General features: G+C 37.2%; 16 protein-coding genes. All 16 read right to left on the bottom strand.

The genetic code is table 11. The annotated features are described in order from the left end of the window. Positions 1 to 82: 82 nt before the first annotated feature. On the bottom strand, positions 83 to 1,324 hold the full coding sequence (locus tag AB3X49_RS03240) for a M16 family metallopeptidase (protein WP_002088150.1): 1,242 nt from the start codon (positions 1,322 to 1,324) through the stop codon (positions 83 to 85). 86 nt (positions 1,325 to 1,410) lie between these two features. Further along, positions 1,411 to 2,310, bottom strand: a complete 900-nt coding sequence (locus tag AB3X49_RS03245; protein ID WP_367960498.1) for a polysaccharide deacetylase family protein — start codon at positions 2,308 to 2,310, stop codon at positions 1,411 to 1,413. A 154-nt stretch (positions 2,311 to 2,464) separates the two neighbouring features. Then, positions 2,465 to 4,603 carry a polyribonucleotide nucleotidyltransferase gene (gene pnp, locus AB3X49_RS03250; protein WP_060749549.1) on the bottom strand — a complete coding sequence of 713 codons (2,139 nt, stop codon included), beginning with the start codon at positions 4,601 to 4,603 and terminating at the stop codon, positions 2,465 to 2,467. Positions 4,604 to 4,764: 161 nt separating this feature from the next. Then, positions 4,765 to 5,034 carry a 30S ribosomal protein S15 gene (gene rpsO / locus AB3X49_RS03255; protein ID WP_001229392.1) on the bottom strand — a complete coding sequence of 90 codons (270 nt, stop codon included), beginning with the start codon at positions 5,032 to 5,034 and terminating at the stop codon, positions 4,765 to 4,767. Between the two features lie 100 nt (positions 5,035 to 5,134). After that, positions 5,135 to 6,106 carry a bifunctional riboflavin kinase/FAD synthetase gene (gene ribF / locus AB3X49_RS03260; RefSeq protein WP_002146106.1) on the bottom strand — a complete coding sequence of 324 codons (972 nt, stop codon included), beginning with the start codon at positions 6,104 to 6,106 and terminating at the stop codon, positions 5,135 to 5,137. Between the two features lie 43 nt (positions 6,107 to 6,149). After that, positions 6,150 to 7,073 (bottom strand): tRNA pseudouridine(55) synthase TruB, encoded by a 924-nt coding sequence (gene truB / locus AB3X49_RS03265; protein WP_367960501.1) that lies wholly within the window; start codon positions 7,071 to 7,073, stop codon positions 6,150 to 6,152. Between the two features lie 90 nt (positions 7,074 to 7,163). Beyond that, positions 7,164 to 7,520, bottom strand: coding sequence for a 30S ribosome-binding factor RbfA (gene rbfA / locus AB3X49_RS03270; RefSeq protein WP_000776437.1), 357 nt, complete (start codon positions 7,518 to 7,520; stop codon positions 7,164 to 7,166). 15 nt (positions 7,521 to 7,535) lie between these two features. Continuing rightward, positions 7,536 to 7,817, bottom strand: coding sequence for a DUF503 domain-containing protein (locus AB3X49_RS03275; protein ID WP_002088157.1), 282 nt, complete (start codon positions 7,815 to 7,817; stop codon positions 7,536 to 7,538). Beyond that, positions 7,814 to 9,880 (bottom strand): translation initiation factor IF-2, encoded by a 2,067-nt coding sequence (gene infB / locus AB3X49_RS03280; RefSeq protein ID WP_002088159.1) that lies wholly within the window; start codon positions 9,878 to 9,880, stop codon positions 7,814 to 7,816. The genes AB3X49_RS03275 and infB overlap by 4 nt, the downstream gene beginning before the upstream one ends. A gap of 4 nt (positions 9,881 to 9,884) precedes the next feature. Continuing rightward, entirely contained in the window at positions 9,885 to 10,196 is a 312-nt protein-coding gene (locus AB3X49_RS03285; protein ID WP_001286519.1) for a YlxQ family RNA-binding protein, read from the bottom strand. Then, positions 10,197 to 10,469, bottom strand: a complete 273-nt coding sequence (gene rnpM / locus AB3X49_RS03290; protein ID WP_002088161.1) for an RNase P modulator RnpM — start codon at positions 10,467 to 10,469, stop codon at positions 10,197 to 10,199. It lies immediately after the preceding gene. 11 nt (positions 10,470 to 10,480) lie between these two features. Then, a complete protein-coding gene (gene nusA, locus AB3X49_RS03295) occupies positions 10,481 to 11,587 on the bottom strand; it encodes a transcription termination factor NusA (protein WP_002014554.1) in 1,107 nt (368 codons plus the stop codon). Positions 11,588 to 11,604: 17 nt separating this feature from the next. After that, entirely contained in the window at positions 11,605 to 12,075 is a 471-nt protein-coding gene (gene rimP, locus AB3X49_RS03300; protein WP_002088165.1) for a ribosome maturation factor RimP, read from the bottom strand. Positions 12,076 to 12,408: 333 nt separating this feature from the next. Further along, a complete protein-coding gene (locus tag AB3X49_RS03305) occupies positions 12,409 to 16,710 on the bottom strand; it encodes a PolC-type DNA polymerase III (RefSeq protein ID WP_367960506.1) in 4,302 nt (1,433 codons plus the stop codon). 124 nt (positions 16,711 to 16,834) lie between these two features. Further along, positions 16,835 to 18,535 carry a proline--tRNA ligase gene (locus AB3X49_RS03310; protein ID WP_367960508.1) on the bottom strand — a complete coding sequence of 567 codons (1,701 nt, stop codon included), beginning with the start codon at positions 18,533 to 18,535 and terminating at the stop codon, positions 16,835 to 16,837. Positions 18,536 to 18,644: 109 nt separating this feature from the next. Continuing rightward, positions 18,645 to 19,901, bottom strand: coding sequence for an RIP metalloprotease RseP (gene rseP / locus AB3X49_RS03315; RefSeq protein ID WP_002088169.1), 1,257 nt, complete (start codon positions 19,899 to 19,901; stop codon positions 18,645 to 18,647). Positions 19,902 to 19,912: the final 11 nt, after the last annotated feature.

The following is a 19,912-nucleotide window of genomic DNA, read 5'->3' on the forward strand; positions in this document are numbered from 1 at the left end:
ATTCTGCATATATAAAAAAATAACCGTATCTCATATAAAAGAGATACGGTTATTTCCGAAAGCGAATGAATTACAAGATCGATTAAAGTTTCATTCCTTTTGGCAGTTTTCCATCTGGACTAATAAGTGCCGCAGAGAATTCATCGGTAAACATATTGCGAATTAACTCGTCTACATTTTGCTTTGTTACAGTGTTTACACTTTCAATAATCTCATCAAGAGAACGATGTTTACGAAGAAGCAATTCGTTTTTACCATTACGGCTCATACGACTATTCGTACTTTCTAAACTTAACATTAAGTTTCCTTTTAATTGTTCTTTACTGTTAACAAGCTCTTTTTCTGTAATACCTGTATTTTTCAACGTATTTAACGTTTCTTGCATTGTTTCATACAGTGTATCTAATTGTTTACTACCTGTTCCACCGTAAAGTGTTAACATTCCTGTATCTTCATAAGAAGAGTGATAAGAGAATACTGAGTACGCCAATCCACGTTGCTCACGTACTTCTTGGAATAAACGGCTACTCATACTACCGCCTAAAACATTATTTAATACAATTAAGTTATAAATATCTTCGTGTCCCATTTGCAAGCCTTTATATCCTAAACATAAATGAGCTTGTTCTGTTTCCTTCTTACGTGCTACTTTATTGAAATGGAAGATTGGGCTATGTACTTGTTCACGATTTGTTGTCCCTTCGTAACTACCGAAATATTGCTCTACAGTTTGTAAAAATGCTTCATCAATATTCCCTGCAATTGATACAACAACATTTTCAGGTGTGTAATGATCTTTCATATATTGACGTAACGTATCACCTGTAAATGTTTCAAGCGTTTCTTCTGTTCCTAAAATAGGATATCCAAGCGGATGCGTTTCATATGTTGCTTTCGTTAACATATCATGCACAATATCATCTGGCGCATCTTCGTACATTTTTATTTCTTCACATACAACATTCTTCTCTTTTTTCAGTTCTTCCTCATCAAATGTTGAATTAAAGAACATATCTGCTAAAACATCTAATGCATATTTAGCATGCTCATCTAGCACTTTCGCATAGTAACATGTATATTCTTTTGAAGTAAAAGCATTTACTTGTCCACCAATGCTATCAAATGATTCTGCAATCTCTCTTGCACTTCGCGTTTCTGTCCCTTTAAAGAACATATGTTCCAAAAAGTGCGAAACCCCATTATTTTTTTCATTTTCATTTCTTGAACCTGCGTGGATCCATATACCAATCGCAACCGAGCGTACAGTTGGTATATTCTCCATAACAATTCTTACACCATTTTTACACGTATATTTTTTAATCAAAAACTTTCCTCCTAATGCCAGTTTCTCTAAATAATTGCTATTATTTAATGATAACAAGTTTAGAGATGAATGTCATGCAAATGTATTTAATCCACACGTTTTTCATCTAGTAATTCTGTAATATTCCCCACTTTATATCCTTGTTCCTTTAAATTTTTAATCATAGTATCTAGCGCTTCTGTTGCAGATGAAGTAGGATGCATTAGCACAATAGCACCTGGATGTATTTTTCGCATTACTCTCTGCAATAGCACACCCGGTTCTGGCCGCTTCCAATCAATTGTATCTACAGTCCACATAATCGTCCCCATTTGGAAATCATCCGCTATTTTTACTACCTCATCCCGAAAGCTTCCACTTGGCGGAGCAAACCATCTCACTTTCTGGTTTGTAGCTGCTTCTATCATTCGATTCGTTTTTTGTAATTGATCTCGTATTTCATCTGTAGACAGCGTTTTCATATTAGGGTGTGTGTAAGAATGATTTCCTACTTCTTGATTTGCATCGACAATCATTTTGGCAAATCGTAAGTTTTCTTTCACCCAGCGTCCTTCTAAAAAGAAAGTCGCCTTCACATCATGTTTTTTCAATATCTCTAATATACGTGGCAAATACTCATTACCCCAGGCCACATTAATTGTTAATCCCACCATCTTTTTATTTGGATGTCCTCGATAAATCGGAGCTGGTGGTAAATCTTCTAAGTGAACACTCGGTGATACTTCCTTAAATTCAAGTTGTTTTTGATCAAACTTCTTGATTTTCTTCATATTATTATAGGACGCTTCTATATCCACTTGTTTTCCATTATACCCAGGCGTAGCCTTCCAAATCTTATCAATCATCGCATTTTGCGGCATAATCTCGTACTGTTTTACATGCTTTTGAATCTCTTCATGCAAGTTATCCTGCGCAAAAACGGAATAAGAGCCACAACCCATATATAAAGAAAATATAAATATGTACGCTAATATACGAGCTTTCATATAAACCCTCCCATTAACTATAAAAAAGAAACCATTTTCTTCTTATCTTTGTTAATTTGAGCGTTATGATGAAAACTATACCTATACTCATATAAAAATCTAAATGAATCACATTTTTTACATAACAAAAAAAGCCAGCTAAACTGGCTTTCACTTATTGTTGCTCTTGTGCGTTTTCTTCTTTAGCTGCTTCTTTTTCTTGCTCTTCTTTTAGCAATACTTTTCTAGATAAGTTTACACGACCTTGTTTGTCAATCTCGATAACTTTAACTGAAATCTCATCACCGATTTTCACAACGTCTTCTACCTTACCTACACGCTCAAGTGCAAGTTCAGAAATGTGAACAAGTCCATCTTTACCGCTAAATAATTCAACGAACGCACCGAATTTTTCAACGCGTTTAACTTTTCCTAAGTAGATTTCGCCTACTTGTACTTCGCGAACGATATCTTCGATAATTTTCTTCGCTTTTTCATTCATCTCTTGATTAATTGATGAAATAAATACTGTACCATCTTGCTCGATGTCAATTTTAACGCCAGTTTCTTCAATGATTTTATTGATCTGTTTACCACTTGGTCCAATAACATCACGAATTTTATCTGGGTTAATTGCCATTGTAATAATCTTCGGAGCATACGCAGATAACTCAATGCGAGGTTCAGCGATAACAGATAACATGTGATTTAGAATGTGCATACGACCAACTTTCGCTTGTTGTAATGCTTCTTCTAAAATCTCACGAGATAAACCATCGATTTTAATGTCCATTTGTAGTGCAGTTACACCTTTTGCAGTACCTGCTACTTTAAAGTCCATATCACCTAAATGGTCTTCCATTCCTTGAATATCTGTTAAAATTGTGTAATGCTCACCAGATTTCACTAGACCCATTGCAATACCAGCAACTGGTGCTTTAAGTGGTACACCCGCATCCATCATCGCTAATGTACTACCGCAAATACTCGCTTGTGAAGTAGAACCATTTGACTCTAATACTTCAGATACAAGACGAACTGTATATGGGAAATCCTTTTCAGATGGAAGTACAGGTTCAAGAGCACGTTCTCCTAGTGCTCCGTGACCAATTTCACGACGACCTGGTCCACGCATTGGTCTTGTTTCACCAACACTAAATGAAGGGAAATTATAATGGTGCATAAAGCGTTTTGACTCTTCTACACCTAGACCATCTAAAATTTGCACATCGCCTAATGCACCTAATGTACAAATACTTAATGCTTGCGTTTGTCCACGTGTGAATAGACCAGAACCATGTGTACGAGATAAAATGCCAACTTCTGATGCTAAAGGACGAATTTCGTCACCTTTACGACCATCTGGGCGGATTTTTTCAACTGTAATAAGACGACGTACTTCTTCTTTTACAATTTTATATAAAATCTCACTTACTTGTCCTAATGTATCAGCATCAGCTTCCTCAGCTTCGTAATGCTCAATTACACGCTTTTTCACTACGCTAATTGCATCTTCACGTGCATGTTTTTCGTGCACTTGAATTGCAGAATGCATATCTGTCTCAGCCATTTCACGTACAGCTTGGTTCAAATCAGCATCCACTTCATAAAGTTTCACTGCTGTTTTCTCTTTACCGACAGCTTGTACAATCTCTTCTTGGAATGCAATTAGACGTTTAATTTCATCGTGTCCAAACATAATTGCTTCTAACATTGTTTCTTCAGGTACTTGATCCGCTCCTGCTTCAACCATGTTAATTGCATCTTTCGTACCAGCTACAACAAGGTGCATATCACTTTGTTCTTGCTGTTCTACTGTTGGATTAATAACGAACTCGCCATTAATACGACCAACTGTCGCACCTGCGATTGGACCTTCAAATGGAATATCTGAAATAGATAATGCTAATGAAGAACCAAGCATAGCTGCCATCTCAGAAGAACAGTCTTGATCAACACTCATTACGATGCTGACAACTTGTACTTCATTACGGAAACCATCTGCGAAAAGTGGACGGATTGGACGGTCAATTAAACGACTTGCTAAAATTGCTTTTTCACTTGGACGGCCTTCGCGCTTAATAAAACCGCCTGGGATTTTTCCAACTGCATATAAACGCTCTTCATAGTTTACTGTAAGCGGGAAGAAATCTACATTTTTTGGCTCTTTTGATGCAGTTGCTGTAGATAGAACTGCTGTGTCGCCGTATCTTACTAATACTGCTCCGTTTGCTTGTTTTGCAAGCTGACTTGTTTCAATTGTTAGCTGACGACCAGCTAAATCTATCGAGAAGACTTGCTTTTCCTGACTCATTTAAGTACCCCTCTCAATTTAAAATATTCAATTCTTCTATGTAAATGGATAGTATATCACAATATTCTTTCCTCTAGTATTGCCGAAAATTAAGTAAGCTATAAAGAGTAGAAGATATATTTTTACCTAACAAAAAAGCGGGAATATTCCCGCTTCTTTGACTATCGACGTAAGCCAAGCTTTGTGATTAATTCACGGTAACGTGTGATATCGCTATTACGAAGGTAAGTAAGTAAGTTACGACGTTTACCAACCATCTTTAATAGACCACGACGTGAATGATGATCCTTCTTGTGAGTACGTAAGTGCTCGTTTAGAGTGTTAATTTGCTCCGTTAGGACAGCAATTTGAACCTCTGGAGAACCAGTATCAGTCTCATGAGTTCTAAATTGTGCAATGATTTCATTTTTACGCTCTTGTGTTAAAGCCATCCTATTTCACCTCCTAATAATTAAACCCCCAGTTACCTAGCAAGCATCGGTGAGTCGCAATGCCAAGTAATGGTTGTCATAAAGTACATAACATAGAATACTACTTTTCATTTGAAAAAGCAAGTATATTCTTTACGCTCGCAAAATATTCTTGGGCAACCTTTTTATCTTGAGCGATTTGCGCAACTAACTCATCAATTCCATTAAACTTTTTTTCTTCTCTTATACGCATGTGCCATTCCACTGTAACACTTTGATCGTATATGTCTTTATTAAATTCAAATAGATGCACTTCAATAGATAATTGACGCTCATTCTCTTTGAAAGTTGGTTTATATCCGATATTACATACACCATCATGCCATTCATCATGAACCTTCAACCTTACCGCATATACACCTACAGATGGCAACAAATATTCATCACTTAAACCTACATTTGCAGTTGGGAAACCAATTTGACGTCCACGCTTATCACCGTGTACAACTGTTCCTTCTACCGTGTAAGCTCTCCCTAAAATAGATGGAATTTGTTCCATTTCACCGTTTCGAATTAACTTTCGTAATGAAGTAGAACTTACTTTTTCTTCTTGATATTCAACTTTTTCGATCACGGTCTGTGTAAACTCCCCTCTTGCATGAAATGGTAAAGTCTCCATCTTCCCTTTTCCTAAACGTCCATATGAATAATCAAAGCCTGCTACTACATGCTTTACATTTAAACCAATAATATACTCATCGACAAACTGCTGTGGTAATAATCCAGCAAATGGCTCATCGAATTTCACCACATATAAGATATCAATTCCTAAACTTGCGATGATTTCTTCTTTAAGGCGCATCGGTGTAATATACTCCACATGCGCTTCTTTTTTTCCTAATACAACAGATGGGTGTGGATGGAACGTCATGACAGCACTTTTACATCCTCTTTCATCCGCTATTTTTTTCGCTGTTCGAATCACACGTTGATGTCCTAAATGAATGCCATCAAAATATCCTAATGCCATTACAGTAGGTGGTAATTCTATTTTATTTTGTTCATGTGGATGAGTTAAATGAATAAGTTTCACGCTTGAATTCACCTTTTTCTGTAATAATCCTTCCAATAATTCATTATAGCTTTAGTTCTTGATTATTCACAAGTACTTTCATTGGCTTTAGCATTCCAGGGTGTTTTGGGTGATGTTCATAAATTGCTAAGCAACGATCATTTTTATCAAATACTGTAATAAATGGTGCTGTTGTTTCTAATTCATTCTTTAAGAACATACCGTTCTTTATTTTTTCAGCTTGCTTTTCATCTACAACCATTTTTGGAAACCTACTTAGCGCCTCATCAATTGAGATGAAAATAGACTCTACTGTTCCATTTTGCACGTTTTCTTCAATTTCTTCAAATGATATGCAATCTTCTAGTAAAAATTCACCAGATGCTGTTCTTACAAGGTGAGACATATGTGATGGAAATCCAAGTTTTTCACCTATCATTACTGCTAGTGTTCTTACATATGTTCCTTTACTACACGTTACACGGAAACGAAATGAAATATTTTCCCCTTCAAAAACTTCACGTTCATCAAGTAATACAAATTCATGAATTGTAATTGTACGAACTGGACGTTCAACTTCTTGTCCTGCCCTTGCATATTCGTATAGTTTTTTCCCGTTAACTTTTACAGCTGAGAACATCGGCGGCATTTGTTCAATTGTCCCTGTTAATTCCGCTAGTACCTCTTCTACTTCTTTACGTGTAATGACACGATTTACATCTTGTTTCTCCACAACTGCACCAGAAGCATCTTCTGTTGTTGTTGAAAATCCTAATGTCACTTCACCTTCGTATGTTTTTGTTTCACTTGTTAAAAATTGCGCAATTTTTGTTGCACGCCCAACGCAAATAGGTAATACTCCTGTTACATCTGGATCCAGTGTCCCTGTATGACCAATTCGTTTCTCACGCAATATCTTTCTTAATTTGAACACACAATCATGTGATGTCATTCCCTTTGGCTTATGTAATAATACTACACCTTCCATATACTCACCTCATCATTATTCTTTTATAGTAATTGCAATTATGCAAAACTTATTTTACATTGAAAAAATGGATAGACAAATGTCTATCCATTATTCTTCACGTTTACCGTCTTTATTAATTTCATGTAAAAGTGTATCAATTCGATGACCATATCCGATAGACTCATCAAACTCAAAGGTAATTTCTGGTGTTTTACGAAGACGAATACGTTGGCCAATTTCTGAACGAATAAAGCCTTTTGCCTTCGCTAAACCTTTTAATGTATTTTCTTTCTGTTCTTCGTCACCTAAAACAGAAATGTATACTTTAGCAATTTGTAAATCTCCACTCACTTGTACATCTGTTACTGTAACAAATCCAATACGTGGGTCTTTAATTTTACGACTGATAATGTCGCCTAATTCTTTTTTCATTTGCTCGCCCACACGGTTCGCACGTAATTTCATAACTCTTCACCTCATTCAATACCATTCCAAATGTGTTATCGTACGTTCAATTTCAGGAAATGAATCGATATACTCAAGTACACGATTCATTTCTTTTTCACAGACAACACGATTTGAGGATACGGAAACAATTGCAATTTCTGTACGTTGCCATACATCTTGATGCCCAACTTCAGAAACAGCTACATTATAGCGCTGTTTCACACGAGTTAACACACGTTGCAAAATTGCTCGTTTCTCTTTTAAAGAATGCACATCGTAAATCATACACTCGAATGAGAGTGAAGCGATAATCATCGCTTCACTTCTTCCATAACGTATGCTTCAATGATGTCCCCTTCTTTAAGATCATTATATCTCTCAATTGTAATACCACACTCATAGTTTTGTGCAACTTCTTTTACGTCGTCTTTGAAACGTTTTAACGTATCAAGTTTTCCTTCGAAGACTACTACGCCATCACGGATAATACGAACGCCACTATCACGTGTAATTTTACCGTCTATTACGTAACAACCTGCGATTGTTCCAACTTTTGTTACTTTGAATGTTTGACGAACTTCCGCTTGACCGATTACTTTTTCTTCGAATTCTGGATCCAGCATACCTTGCATTGCTGATTCAATTTCTTCGATTACTTTATAGATAATACGGTGTAAACGAACATCAACTTTCTCTAATTCAGCTGTACGCTTCGCATTCACATCAGGGCGTACGTTAAATCCAATTACAATTGCATTAGATGCAGAAGCTAAAATAATATCAGATTCTGTAATCGCACCTACGCCTGTATGGATAATTTTCACTTTTACGCCTTCAACATCAATTTTACGAAGTGATGCTGCCATTGCTTCTACAGAACCTTGTACGTCTGCTTTCACAATTAAGTTAATTTCTTTTACATCGCCCTCTTGGATTTGTTGGAATAAATCTTCCAGGCTGAATTTAGATTTCTCACCACGTTGTGCAACTAACGCTTCTTGTGCACGTGATTCACCAATTTGACGAGCTTTCTTCTCATCAGCGAATGCCATGAAACGATCTCCCGCTTGTGGCACTTCATTTAAACCTGTAATTTCAACAGGAGTTGATGGACCAGCAACTTTTACACGACGACCAATATCACTTACCATTGCACGAACACGACCGAATGATGTTCCAACAACAATTGGATCTCCAACTCGAAGTGTACCATTTTGAACAAGTAATGTCGCGATAGTTCCTTTACCTTTATCAAGCTGTGCTTCAATTACAGTACCAGCTGCATAGCGATTTGGATTTGCTTTATATTCTTCTACTTCACTCACAAGAAGGATCATTTCTAGTAAGTTGTCAATTCCCTCGCCTTGAATTGCAGAAATTGGTACGAAAATCGTGTCTCCGCCCCAAGCTTCTGGAACTAATTCATATTCTGTTAATTCTTGCATTACACGATCAGGATTTGCCGCTGGTTTATCCATTTTATTCACAGCAACAATAATTGGTACTCCAGCTGCTTTCGCATGGCTAATCGCTTCAACTGTTTGCGGCATAACACCGTCATCAGCTGCAACAACAAGAATTGTAATATCTGTTACTTGTGCACCACGAGCACGCATTGTTGTAAATGCCGCGTGACCAGGTGTATCTAAGAACGTAATTTTCTTATCATTTACATCAACTTGGTATGCACCGATATGCTGAGTAATTCCACCAGCTTCGCCAGCAGTTACTTTTGAATTACGGATAGAGTCAAGCAATGTTGTTTTACCATGGTCAACGTGTCCCATAATTGTAACAACAGCTGGACGTTCTTTTAAGTTTTCTTCATCATCTTGCTCATCGATGAATGTTTCAAATTCAGTTTCACTTACAACTACTTCTTCTTCTACTTCAATACCGTAATCAGTTGCAATTAACTCAATTGTATCTTTATCTAAGTCTTGGTTAATTGTTGCCATAATTCCTAGCATGAAGAGCTTTTTAATAATTTCAGATGGCTCTTTGCTTAACTTTTTAGCAAGGTCACCTACTGTAAGGCTTCCAGAGAAAGTGATTTTATCTGGTGTTTCTACTATTTGCGTTTGTTGTCTTCCAGCAAAGTTATCTTGACGTTTGTCTTCATTTTCTTTGCCTTTTTTCTTCTTCTTATTGCTGTTCTTTTTACTGCGAACAACTTTCTCTTCTACTTCAAACTCATCTGCAACAGAAGGTTTTTCCGCTCCAGTGTTATATTGATTATCTAATTTGTTTACTACTTCATCTTCTAACATTGTCATATGATTCGAAACCTCGATATTCATCTCTTTTAGTTTTGTCATAAGATCTTTACTTGAGATATTATTTTTTTTTGCATATTCATGTACTCGAATTTTACTCATACCTTCACCCCCGGTAATTTGTATCGAGCATGCTACGTAGCTTTTTCGCAAAGCCTTCATCTAAAACAGCTACAACGACTCGCTCGTCTCTCCCAATCGCATGCCCTAATTGTTGTCGATTTTCGACTTTTCTCATTGGTATGTTGTAGTACGTGGTTTTATCAATGATACGTTTTGTAGTGTTCGCTGACGCATCTTCAGAAAGCAATACTAGCTTTGCTTTGCCACTTCGTACTTCTTTTAAAACGAGTTCTTCACCCGAAATAATTTTTCGAGCGCGGTTTGCTAGTCCTAAAAATGATTTCCAATCAGACACTTATTTCGACTCCTTCTCAACAAGCTCAAGAAGCTCTTCGTACAGAGAACTGTCGATTTTCGCTTTTAGATGATGTTCCAAAATGTTTTTCTTTTGGGCTTGAATAATGCTTTCTTTATCTTTTGATAAATATGCACCTCGTCCTGATTTTTTTCCTGATAAATCAATAGACACTTCGCCCTCTTTGGAACGAACAATGCGAACTAGCTCTCGTTTTGATTTCATCTCTTGCGTCGCAATACATTTTCGTAACGGAACTTTTCGATTGCTCATACTCATCACCTCTATTCGATTTCGTCTTCAGCTGAATCGAATCCGAATGCGATTACGCTATCTTCTTCTGTCACAATACCAAGTTGTTTCGCATCAGACTCACTTTTAATATCAATTTTCCAGCCTGTTAATTTAGCTGCAAGACGCGCATTTTGTCCACGCTTACCAATCGCTAATGAAAGCTGGTGGTCTGGAACAACAACAGTTGTTGCTTTCTCTGCTTCATCTACAAGTACTTTAACAACCTGTGATGGACTTAAAGCATTTGCAACATATTCAACTGGGTCATTCGACCAGCGAACGATGTCAATCTTTTCACCTTTTAGTTCATCTACAACGCGTTGTACACGTTGTCCTTTCGGTCCTACACAAGAACCTACTGGATCAACATCGATATTCTCTGCATATACAGAAATTTTAGAACGGTCGCCTGCTTCACGTGCTACAGAGCGAATTTCTACAGTTCCATCATAAATTTCTGGAACTTCCATTTCGAATAAACGTTTTAAAAGACCAGGATGTGTACGTGATACGTAAATTTGTGGTCCTTTTGTTGTCTTTTCTACTTTTGTAATAAATACGCGAATACGATCATGTGGTTTATATTGCTCATTTGGCATTTGCTCACTTACAGGTAATAAAGCTTCTACTTTACCTAAGCTTACATAGATGAAACGAGCATCTTGGCGCTGTACAATACCAACCATAATGTCTTCTTCACGATCACTAAATTCTGAATAAATTACACCACGTTCCGCCTCACGAACTCGTTGTGTTACAACTTGTTTTGCAGTTTGCGCTGCAATACGACCAAAATCTTTTGGCGTTACTTCAATTTCTAGTACGTCACCATCTTGGTAGTTTGGATTAATTTGTCTTGCCTCTTCTACAGAGATTTCAAGACGTGGATCAAACACATTATCTACAACGTCCTTACGTGCTAAAACTTGAATTGTTCCCACTTCTGGGTTAAAGCTCACACGAACGTTTTGTGCTTGGTTAAAATTGCGTTTATAAGCAGAGATTAATGCTGCTTCAATCGCATCAATAATAATATCTTTGCTAATACCTTTTTCTGACTCTAATACGAGCAAAGCATCTAACAACTCAGTGCTCATGCAGATCCCCCTTCTTACTAAAACGTAACAGCAAGTCGCGCATTTGCAACTTTATCCATTGGAATTTGGATTTCTTTTTTACGTGTTTTAATTGTTAATAGTAGTGTAATTGTATTACCGTCGTAGGAAAGTAGCTTTCCTTCAAACATCTTCTCACCATCAATCGGCTTATATGTTTTAATTGCCACTTGTTTTCCTACCGCTTGCTGGAAGTCTTTCTCTTTCTTTAATGGACGTTCCGCTCCAGGAGATGATACATCCAAAAAGTAAAGATGAGGAATTGGATCCTCTTTATCTAAAGCTTCGCTTAAACGTTCACTTACCGCACCGCATTCTTCAATTTCGACTCCCTTTTCAGAATCGATGAATACGCGTAAGAACCAGTCTTGTCCTTCTTGCACATACTCTACATCTACAAGTTCAAGATTTAACTCTTCAACGATTGGCTGCGCAAATGCTTCTACAATTTCTGTGACTTTCTTATCCATAAACAGCCTCCTTCCTGCCGCCATGTACCATTTACAAGAAAAGATCCCGTTCATAAAGACGGTCTATCTTATTCTTTCTCGTTAGCTAACAAAAGCCCCTGCCGTTAAGCAGGGAATATCTGTCTTAGTATTACCAAATTTAAGAAGTAAAACTTGTAACAAAATATGTATATACGACAGAAATATCTTTACTATCTACATAAGCAAAATGTAGATAGTAACACGAAAGAGTGGGTTTCCCCACTCTCTTTTTCACAAAATATACATGACATGGTTATCTCGGTTTATAGTATACCATAGCAAATGTTGATTTGCAAAGATTTTTCCTACCTATTAGAACAGTGACAATTGGTTTTGATCCGGTAAATCTCCTAGACAACCTTGACCATCTAAATACTCAATAATCGTTTTAGAAACCTTACTGCGCTGCTGTAAGTCTTCTTTTGATAAGAAATCACCATTTTTACGAGCTTCAACAATACTGAAAGCTGCGTTTGTACCAAGACCGGGAACTGCATTAAATGGAGGAATTAAAGTATCCCCATCAATTATAAATTCGGTTGCATGCGAGCGGTATAAATCAACCTTTTGGAATGAATAACCACGCTCACACATTTCAAGTGTCATTTCTAGTACCGTTAATAAACTCTTCTCTTTCGGTGCTGCATCCAATCCTTTTTGTGCAATTTCATCAATTTTTACACGTATGGATGCTGAACCTTTCGCCATCGCCTCTACATCAAAGTCATCTGCACGAACTGTAAAATATGCCGCATAGAATAAAAGTGCGAAATGTACTTTAAAGTATGCAATACGTACAGCCATAAGTACGTAAGCAGCCGCATGGGCTTTAGGGAACATGTACTTAATCTTCTTACATGAATCAATATACCAACCTGGTACATTGTTATTTCTCATTTCCTCTTCCCATTCTTCTGGTACACCTTTACCTTTACGCACCGACTCCATGATTTTGAAGGCTAATGATGGATCCAAGCCTTGATAAATTAAATATACCATGATGTCATCACGACAACCGATAACTTCACTCAGTGTACACGTACCGTTATAAATTAATTCATTCGCATTACCTAACCATACATCTGTACCATGGGACAGTCCAGAAATTTGGACAAGCTCTGAAAACGTCGTTGGTTTCGTTTCTTCTAACATTTGTCTTACGAATTTCGTACCAAACTCTGGTATACCAAGTGTACCTGTTTTACAGTTAATTTGTTCTTCCGTTACCCCTAAAGACTCTGGACCAGAGAAAATTTTCATTACTTCTGGATCATCCGTTGGGATTGTTTTCGGGTCAATACCACTTAAATCTTGAAGCATACGAATAACAGTCGGATCATCGTGTCCTAATATATCAAGTTTCAATAAATTATCATGAATTGAGTGGAAGTCAAAGTGCGTTGTTCTCCACTCAGCACCTATTGAATCAGCCGGAAACTGAATTGGTGAAAAGTCAAAAATATCCATGTAATCTGGTACAACGATAATACCACCTGGATGCTGTCCGGTCGTACGCTTTACACCTGTACATCCCGCAACTAAGCGATCAATCTCTGCATTTCGAATTGTTAAGTTATGATCATTAGCATAGCCTTTCACATACCCATAAGCGGTTTTTTCCGCAACCGTACCAATTGTTCCTGCGCGGTATACATAATCTTCACCGAACAGTAATTTCGTATAGTTATGGGCGCGTGGTTGGTATTCTCCGGAGAAATTCAAATCGATATCCGGTACCTTATCCCCTTTAAATCCAAGGAACGTTTCGAAAGGAATGTCATGCCCATCTTTCACATATGGAACATTACATGTTGGGCATTCTTTATCTGGTAAATCAAAACCAGAACCTACAGAACCGTCATTAAAGAACTCTGATTGTTTACACTTTGGACATACATAGTGCGGTGGTAATGGGTTTACTTCTGTAATTTCCATCATCGTTGCAACAAATGATGAACCTACCGATCCACGCGAACCTACTAGATAACCGTCCACTAACGATTTTTTCACAAGCTTATGTGAAATTAAATAAATAACGGCGAATCCATGTCCAATAATACTTTTCAATTCTTTTTCCAAACGAGCTTCTACAATTTCCGGTAGTTCATCTCCATAGATACTTCTTGCCATTATATAGCTCATATCACGTGTTTCATCATCAGCACCTTCAATTTTCGGTGTGTATAAATCATCTTTTACTGGACGAACATCACCAATTAATGACGCGATCTTGTGTGTATTTGTCACAACAATTTCTTTTGCTTTGTCTTCACCTAAGAATGAAAAACAATCTAGCATTTCATTTGTTGTACGGAAATGTACAGGCGGTAATGAATGGCGATTTAACGGATTAGCTCCTCCCTGCGAACTGACTAAAATTTTCCGATATATCGCGTCCTCTGGATCTAAATAATGCACATTCCCAGTAGCAACAACTGGCTTATCTAACGTCTCACCTAGTTTTACTAAGTTAGAAATTATTGTTTTTAACTGTCCTTCATCTCGAACGAGTTCACGTTCCACTAAATGACGTAACACTTCTGGAGGCATAACCTCAATGTAATCGTAAAACTGTGCAATTTCTTCTACTTCTTCAGGCGCTTTTTGCATCATAGCTTCAAACACTTCACCTTTGTCACAAGCTGTTCCTACTAAAATGCCTTCGCGATATTTTTTTAATAGTGATCGTGGTACACGTGGTACACGATAAAAGTAATTCAAGTGAGAATATGAAACAAGTTTATATAAGTTTTTCAACCCAACATCTGATGTGGCAAGTAACGTCATATGACTTGGACGCCCACGTTTATACGCATCCCCTTGTCCCATACTATCGTTTAGTTGATCGTGATATTCAAATCCCTTTTCAATCACATCTTTTAACATCTTCACAAGTAAATATCCCGTTGCTTCTGTATCATAAATCGCACGGTGATGTTGCGTTAATTCAATATCAAGCTTTTTACACATCGTATTTAATCGATGATTTTTCATTTCTGGGAATAAGAACCGTGCAAGTTCTAACGTATCAATAACTGGATTTTTCGTTTTTTCTATCCCAGCCTTTTTAAAACCTACGTTAATAAAGCCCATATCGAAGCTTGCGTTATGAGCAACAAGTGTATGGTCACCCATCCATTCCTCAAACTTTTTAAACACTTCGTCCACTTCTGGTGCATCAGTTAACATATCATCTGTAATACCTGTTAATTCAATAATCGTCGCCGATAATGGTTGATGAGGATTTGCGAAAGATTCAAAGCGATCAATAATTTCTCCACCTTTTACCTTTACAGCAGCTAACTCAATGACTGTATCATATACAGCAGATAACCCTGTTGTCTCAACGTCAAAGACAACATATGTTTCTTCTGCAAGTAGACGATGTGCTTCGTTATATGCTATCGGCACACCATCATTAACTAAATTTGCTTCTACACCATATAGAACTTTAACTCCAGCCTTTTTACCAGCAGAATATGCTTCTGGGAACGACTGTGCAACAGCATGGTCTGTAACTGCAATAGCCTCATGCCCCCATTTTCCGGCTTGGGCAACGAGCTTAGAAACAGAAGTAACAGCATCCATTTGACTCATTGGAGTATGAAGATGAAGTTCTACTCTTTTTTCCCCTTCTTTTGCTTTATCTTTACGAGAAGGCCCCGTTATTTCATTTATATCATTTGCGATCATAACTAAATCACGCACGAATGTATCATTTTGAACTGAACCACGCGCTTTTACCCAAGTTCCTTTTTTCAAGGATTGTAACATCGGGATATCTTCTTTATCACGTGAGAACATCTTAATCATAATAGAGTCCGTATAGTCAGTTATCTTTAAAGTTAATAATGTACGTCCACTACGAAGTTCTTTCGTCTCTACATGGAAAACATACCCTTGAACGGTTTTTCTTCTTTCTTCATCTTGAATTTCACGCAGCGGCGTAATCTCTTCATCTGGCTTAATAAGATAACCAAGCACAACTGGTCCTTCGTGAACAACATCACTTTCTTCAGCTTGCCTTTTAGCCATCTCTTCCATAGCCTGTATAACTCGTTGACGATCTTCTTCCTGTGTTTGCTCACGAAACTTTTGCATTTCTTCTGCATTTTGCTTTATATGTGTGTCTAACTGAAAACGCGGGAATCCAAAAGCTTCGTATTGATCACCTACTGGTTTCGTAACGTTTTTCTTTAAAGTAGTAGATTCCAGCTCATTATTCACATTCAATAGTAACTTCACGCCATTGACCTGCGGAAGTTGCTTCTTCAAGTACGCGAACATAGGTGAAAATGTAATTCGTTCTGTACAAAGCGGCCAATATGCCTTCACTTCTTCTTCTGTAAATTGTTTATTCTCTGCTTCTAATGCAAATGTTGTTCTTGCAATATGAGAAAATGATTGCTTAAGCTTTGTTTCTAGCAACTCATATAATTCTGTCGGCAAAATACGTGGCACTTGTAAGTCAAAATGCCAACTTTTATTCGCTTTATCAATAACTAGCTTTTCAATACCACCGCCATGTAAATATTGATTTATAAGGTCTTCTGGTATTTGCAACTGTTGGAGCAAAATTTGAAATCGCTCTTGTTGTTCATTTGTTAATGACATAAGCACTCTCCTTCCATTTGCTATTATAAATTGAAACGTACTACAAAGAAAGATTTCTTCCTTCTTCTTTTACAAAATACGTTTACAAAGAAAGAGAAGGTACCTCATTACGAGGTACCTCTTCTTATTTTAAAATATTAGCAATATATGTTTGAAGTTCTTCTACTTTCACTTCTTCAGACTCGCCTGTAGCACGTACTTTCACTTCTACAATACCTTCATCTGCTTTTTTACCAACTGTAACACGAACTGGAAGGCCGAATAAATCTGCATCTGCAAATTTAACACCTGCACGTTCTGCACGATCATCTAGTAATACTTCGTATCCTTGCTCTTGTAATGAGTTATAGATATTCCCACCCATTTCACGTTGTGCATCAGATTTCATATTTACTGGAATTACATGCACATGGAACGGTGCAACAGATTTTGGCCAAACTAAACCATTCTCATCATTAAACTGCTCTGCAATTGCTGCCACTGTACGAGATACACCGATACCGTAACAACCCATAATAAGTGGTTTTGTTTTTCCGTTTTCATCTAGGAATGTTGCGTTCATTGCTTCACTATAACGAGTTCCTAATTTGAATACATGACCAACTTCAATTCCACGTGCGAAAAGAATTGTTCCATTTCCATCTGGAGATTGGTCTCCTTCTTGGATGAAGCGTAAATCTGTATATTGACTTACTTTAAAGTCACGTTCTGGATTTACATTTACATAATGGAATCCTTCTTCGTTCGCTCCTGAACATCCGTTGACAATTGATGCTACAGCATGGTCAGCGATAATTTCGATATCCCCTGTAACACCAATCGGTCCTAAAGAACCCACTTCACAGTTTAATAACTCTTTTATTTCTTCATGTGAAGCAAGCTCAACGACTGAAGCTCCGTATACATTCTTCACTTTTACATCATTGACTTCATGATCGCCACGAACAAGTACTACTACTAATTTCGCATCTACTTTAAACACCATAGATTTAATGCATTTTTCCGCTGCGATATTTAAGAATGCAGATACTTCTTCAATAGCTTTTTGATCTGGAGTTGCTACTTTTTCAAGTGCTTTTTCGGCTTCATCACTCTTCGTATACGTAGCAACAACAGGAGCCATTTCAATATTTGCCGCATAATCAGATGTATCAGAATACGCAATTGTATCTTCACCTACATCAGATAACACCATAAATTCGTGTGTATCTTTTCCACCCATTGCTCCAGAATCAGCGATAACTGCACGGAAATTCAAACCACAACGAGCAAAGATATTAGAATACGCTTCGTATAAACCGCTATATACTTCATCCAAACTTTCTTGTGTTGCATGGAAAGAATACGCATCTTTCATTAAAAATTCTCTTCCGCGTAATAAACCGAAACGTGGTCTTTGCTCATCACGGAATTTTGTTTGAATTTGATATAATGTTAATGGTAGTTTTTTGTATGATTTAATTTCATCACGTACAAGATCTGTAATTACTTCCTCATGAGTTGCCCCTAGCGCAAACTCGCGAGCATTACGATCTTTCATACGCATTAATTCTGATCCGTAAGAATACCAACGACCTGATTCTTGCCATAATTCAGAAGCTTGCATAGCTGGCATTAATAGTTCTACTGCCCCTGCGCGCTCCATTTCTTCACGAACAATACGTTCTACTTTGTGTAACACTTTTAAACCAAATGGTAGAAAACTATAAATACCAGAAGCATTTTGACGCATAAACCCTGCGCGAAGTAATAATTGATGACTCTTAATTTCAGCATCTGCTGGAACTTCACGTAATGTAGGACTGAATACCATACTTTGTTTCATTTATTCGCACCTCTTCATTTTACTCTTACACGCAATAAAACCCCTCACCTCGAGTTAGGTGAGGGATTTTATTCTATGAGCTCTATTTCATTATAAACTTCTTCTTATTTTACAAGAAAAACTTACGGATGTCATTCCATGTTACAACTAACATAAGCAACATTAATAATGCAAACCCAATAAAGTGAACCATTCCTTCTTTTTGACGATCAATTGGTTTTCCTCGTAACGCTTCAATTAAGAAGAAGAACAAACGTCCACCGTCTAAAGCTGGGACTGGTAATAAATTAAATAAACCAAGGTTAATACTTAAAACTGCCGCTAAACTTAGTACACGCGTAAATCCATAATCTACAACTTGATCTGTTAGATTATAAATTCCTACTGGACCTGACAACTCATTAATAGAAAATTGACCCGTTACTAATTTCACAAGAGAATCAAAAATTAGTTTCGTCCATTCGTATGTTTGTTCAAACCCTGATTTAATAGAACCCATCACTGTTTTCTCTACAGGAGAATAAACACCAATTCTACCAACTTCGTCTTTTCCTTCTTTATCAAGCGTTGGTGTTACTTTCACATTAAATTGCTCACTATCACGCTTTACATGTAACGTAATTTCTTTATTTGGGTTTTCACGTACAATCGTTACAACATCTTTCCATGTACTAGTGTTCTTCCCATTGATTGCTTGAATTGTATCGTTTTCTTTTAATCCAGCTTGTTCTGCAGCACTATTCTCCATTACTTTTCCGACCATTGGTTTGTCAACAGGAACTCCTTGTACAAATCCAAGAATCACAAAAATAACAAATGCTAGAATAAAGTTCATTGCAGGACCTGCAAAGATTGTTAGAGCACGTTGGCCCAATTTTTTAGAGCCAAATTGTCTATTGTACGGAGCGATTTGAATTTCTTCTCCCGCAGAAATGATACGAGCTTTTTCATTCACTCGGAATGTTTGCAGCTCTTCCTCGTACTCTTCATAACCCAAAATTGTAAGATTATGCTCTAAATCAGCTTGTTCGACTTCAATGACACGAACATTTGGATATTTTTCATGTCCGTCAAAAACTAATTTCACAACTTCGTCTTTTTCATTTAATACAAGTCCAACCTTTTTTCCAGGTTTTAACTCAACTGTGTCCGCATCCTCGCCAGCCATTCTTACATAGCCACCAAGGGGCAGTAATCGAATCGTATACACCGTTTCATTCTTTTCAAATGAGAATATTTTCGGACCAAAACCAATCGCAAACTCGCGGCACAAAATACCTGCTCTTTTTGCGAAATATAGATGCCCTAGCTCATGGAAAAATACGAGTGCACCGAAAATTAATATAAAGGCAATCGCTGTATTCAATTCCATAACCA

The organism is Bacillus sp. C30 (assembly GCF_040838255.1).
GTDB classification, from domain to species: Bacteria; Bacillota; Bacilli; order Bacillales; family Bacillaceae_G; genus Bacillus_A; species Bacillus_A mycoides.

Coding starts and splice junctions, on each gene's coding strand:
- AB3X49_RS03245 (WP_367960498.1), bottom strand. CDS start 2,310: ATGAAAGCTCGTATATTAGCGTACATATTTATATTTTCTTTATATATG.
- pnp (WP_060749549.1), bottom strand. CDS start 4,603: ATGAGTCAGGAAAAGCAAGTCTTCTCGATAGATTTAGCTGGTCGTCAG.
- rpsO (WP_001229392.1), bottom strand. CDS start 5,034: ATGGCTTTAACACAAGAGCGTAAAAATGAAATCATTGCACAATTTAGA.
- truB (WP_367960501.1), bottom strand. CDS start 7,073: ATGGAAGGTGTAGTATTATTACATAAGCCAAAGGGAATGACATCACAT.
- rbfA (WP_000776437.1), bottom strand. CDS start 7,520: ATGAAATTACGTGCGAACCGTGTGGGCGAGCAAATGAAAAAAGAATTA.
- AB3X49_RS03275 (WP_002088157.1), bottom strand. CDS start 7,817: ATGATTATCGCTTCACTCTCATTCGAGTGTATGATTTACGATGTGCAT.
- infB (WP_002088159.1), bottom strand. CDS start 9,880: ATGAGTAAAATTCGAGTACATGAATATGCAAAAAAAAATAATATCTCA.
- rnpM (WP_002088161.1), bottom strand. CDS start 10,469: ATGAGCAATCGAAAAGTTCCGTTACGAAAATGTATTGCGACGCAAGAG.
- nusA (WP_002014554.1), bottom strand. CDS start 11,587: ATGAGCACTGAGTTGTTAGATGCTTTGCTCGTATTAGAGTCAGAAAAA.
- rimP (WP_002088165.1), bottom strand. CDS start 12,075: ATGGATAAGAAAGTCACAGAAATTGTAGAAGCATTTGCGCAGCCAATC.
- AB3X49_RS03305 (WP_367960506.1), bottom strand. CDS start 16,710: ATGTCATTAACAAATGAACAACAAGAGCGATTTCAAATTTTGCTCCAA.
- AB3X49_RS03310 (WP_367960508.1), bottom strand. CDS start 18,535: ATGAAACAAAGTATGGTATTCAGTCCTACATTACGTGAAGTTCCAGCA.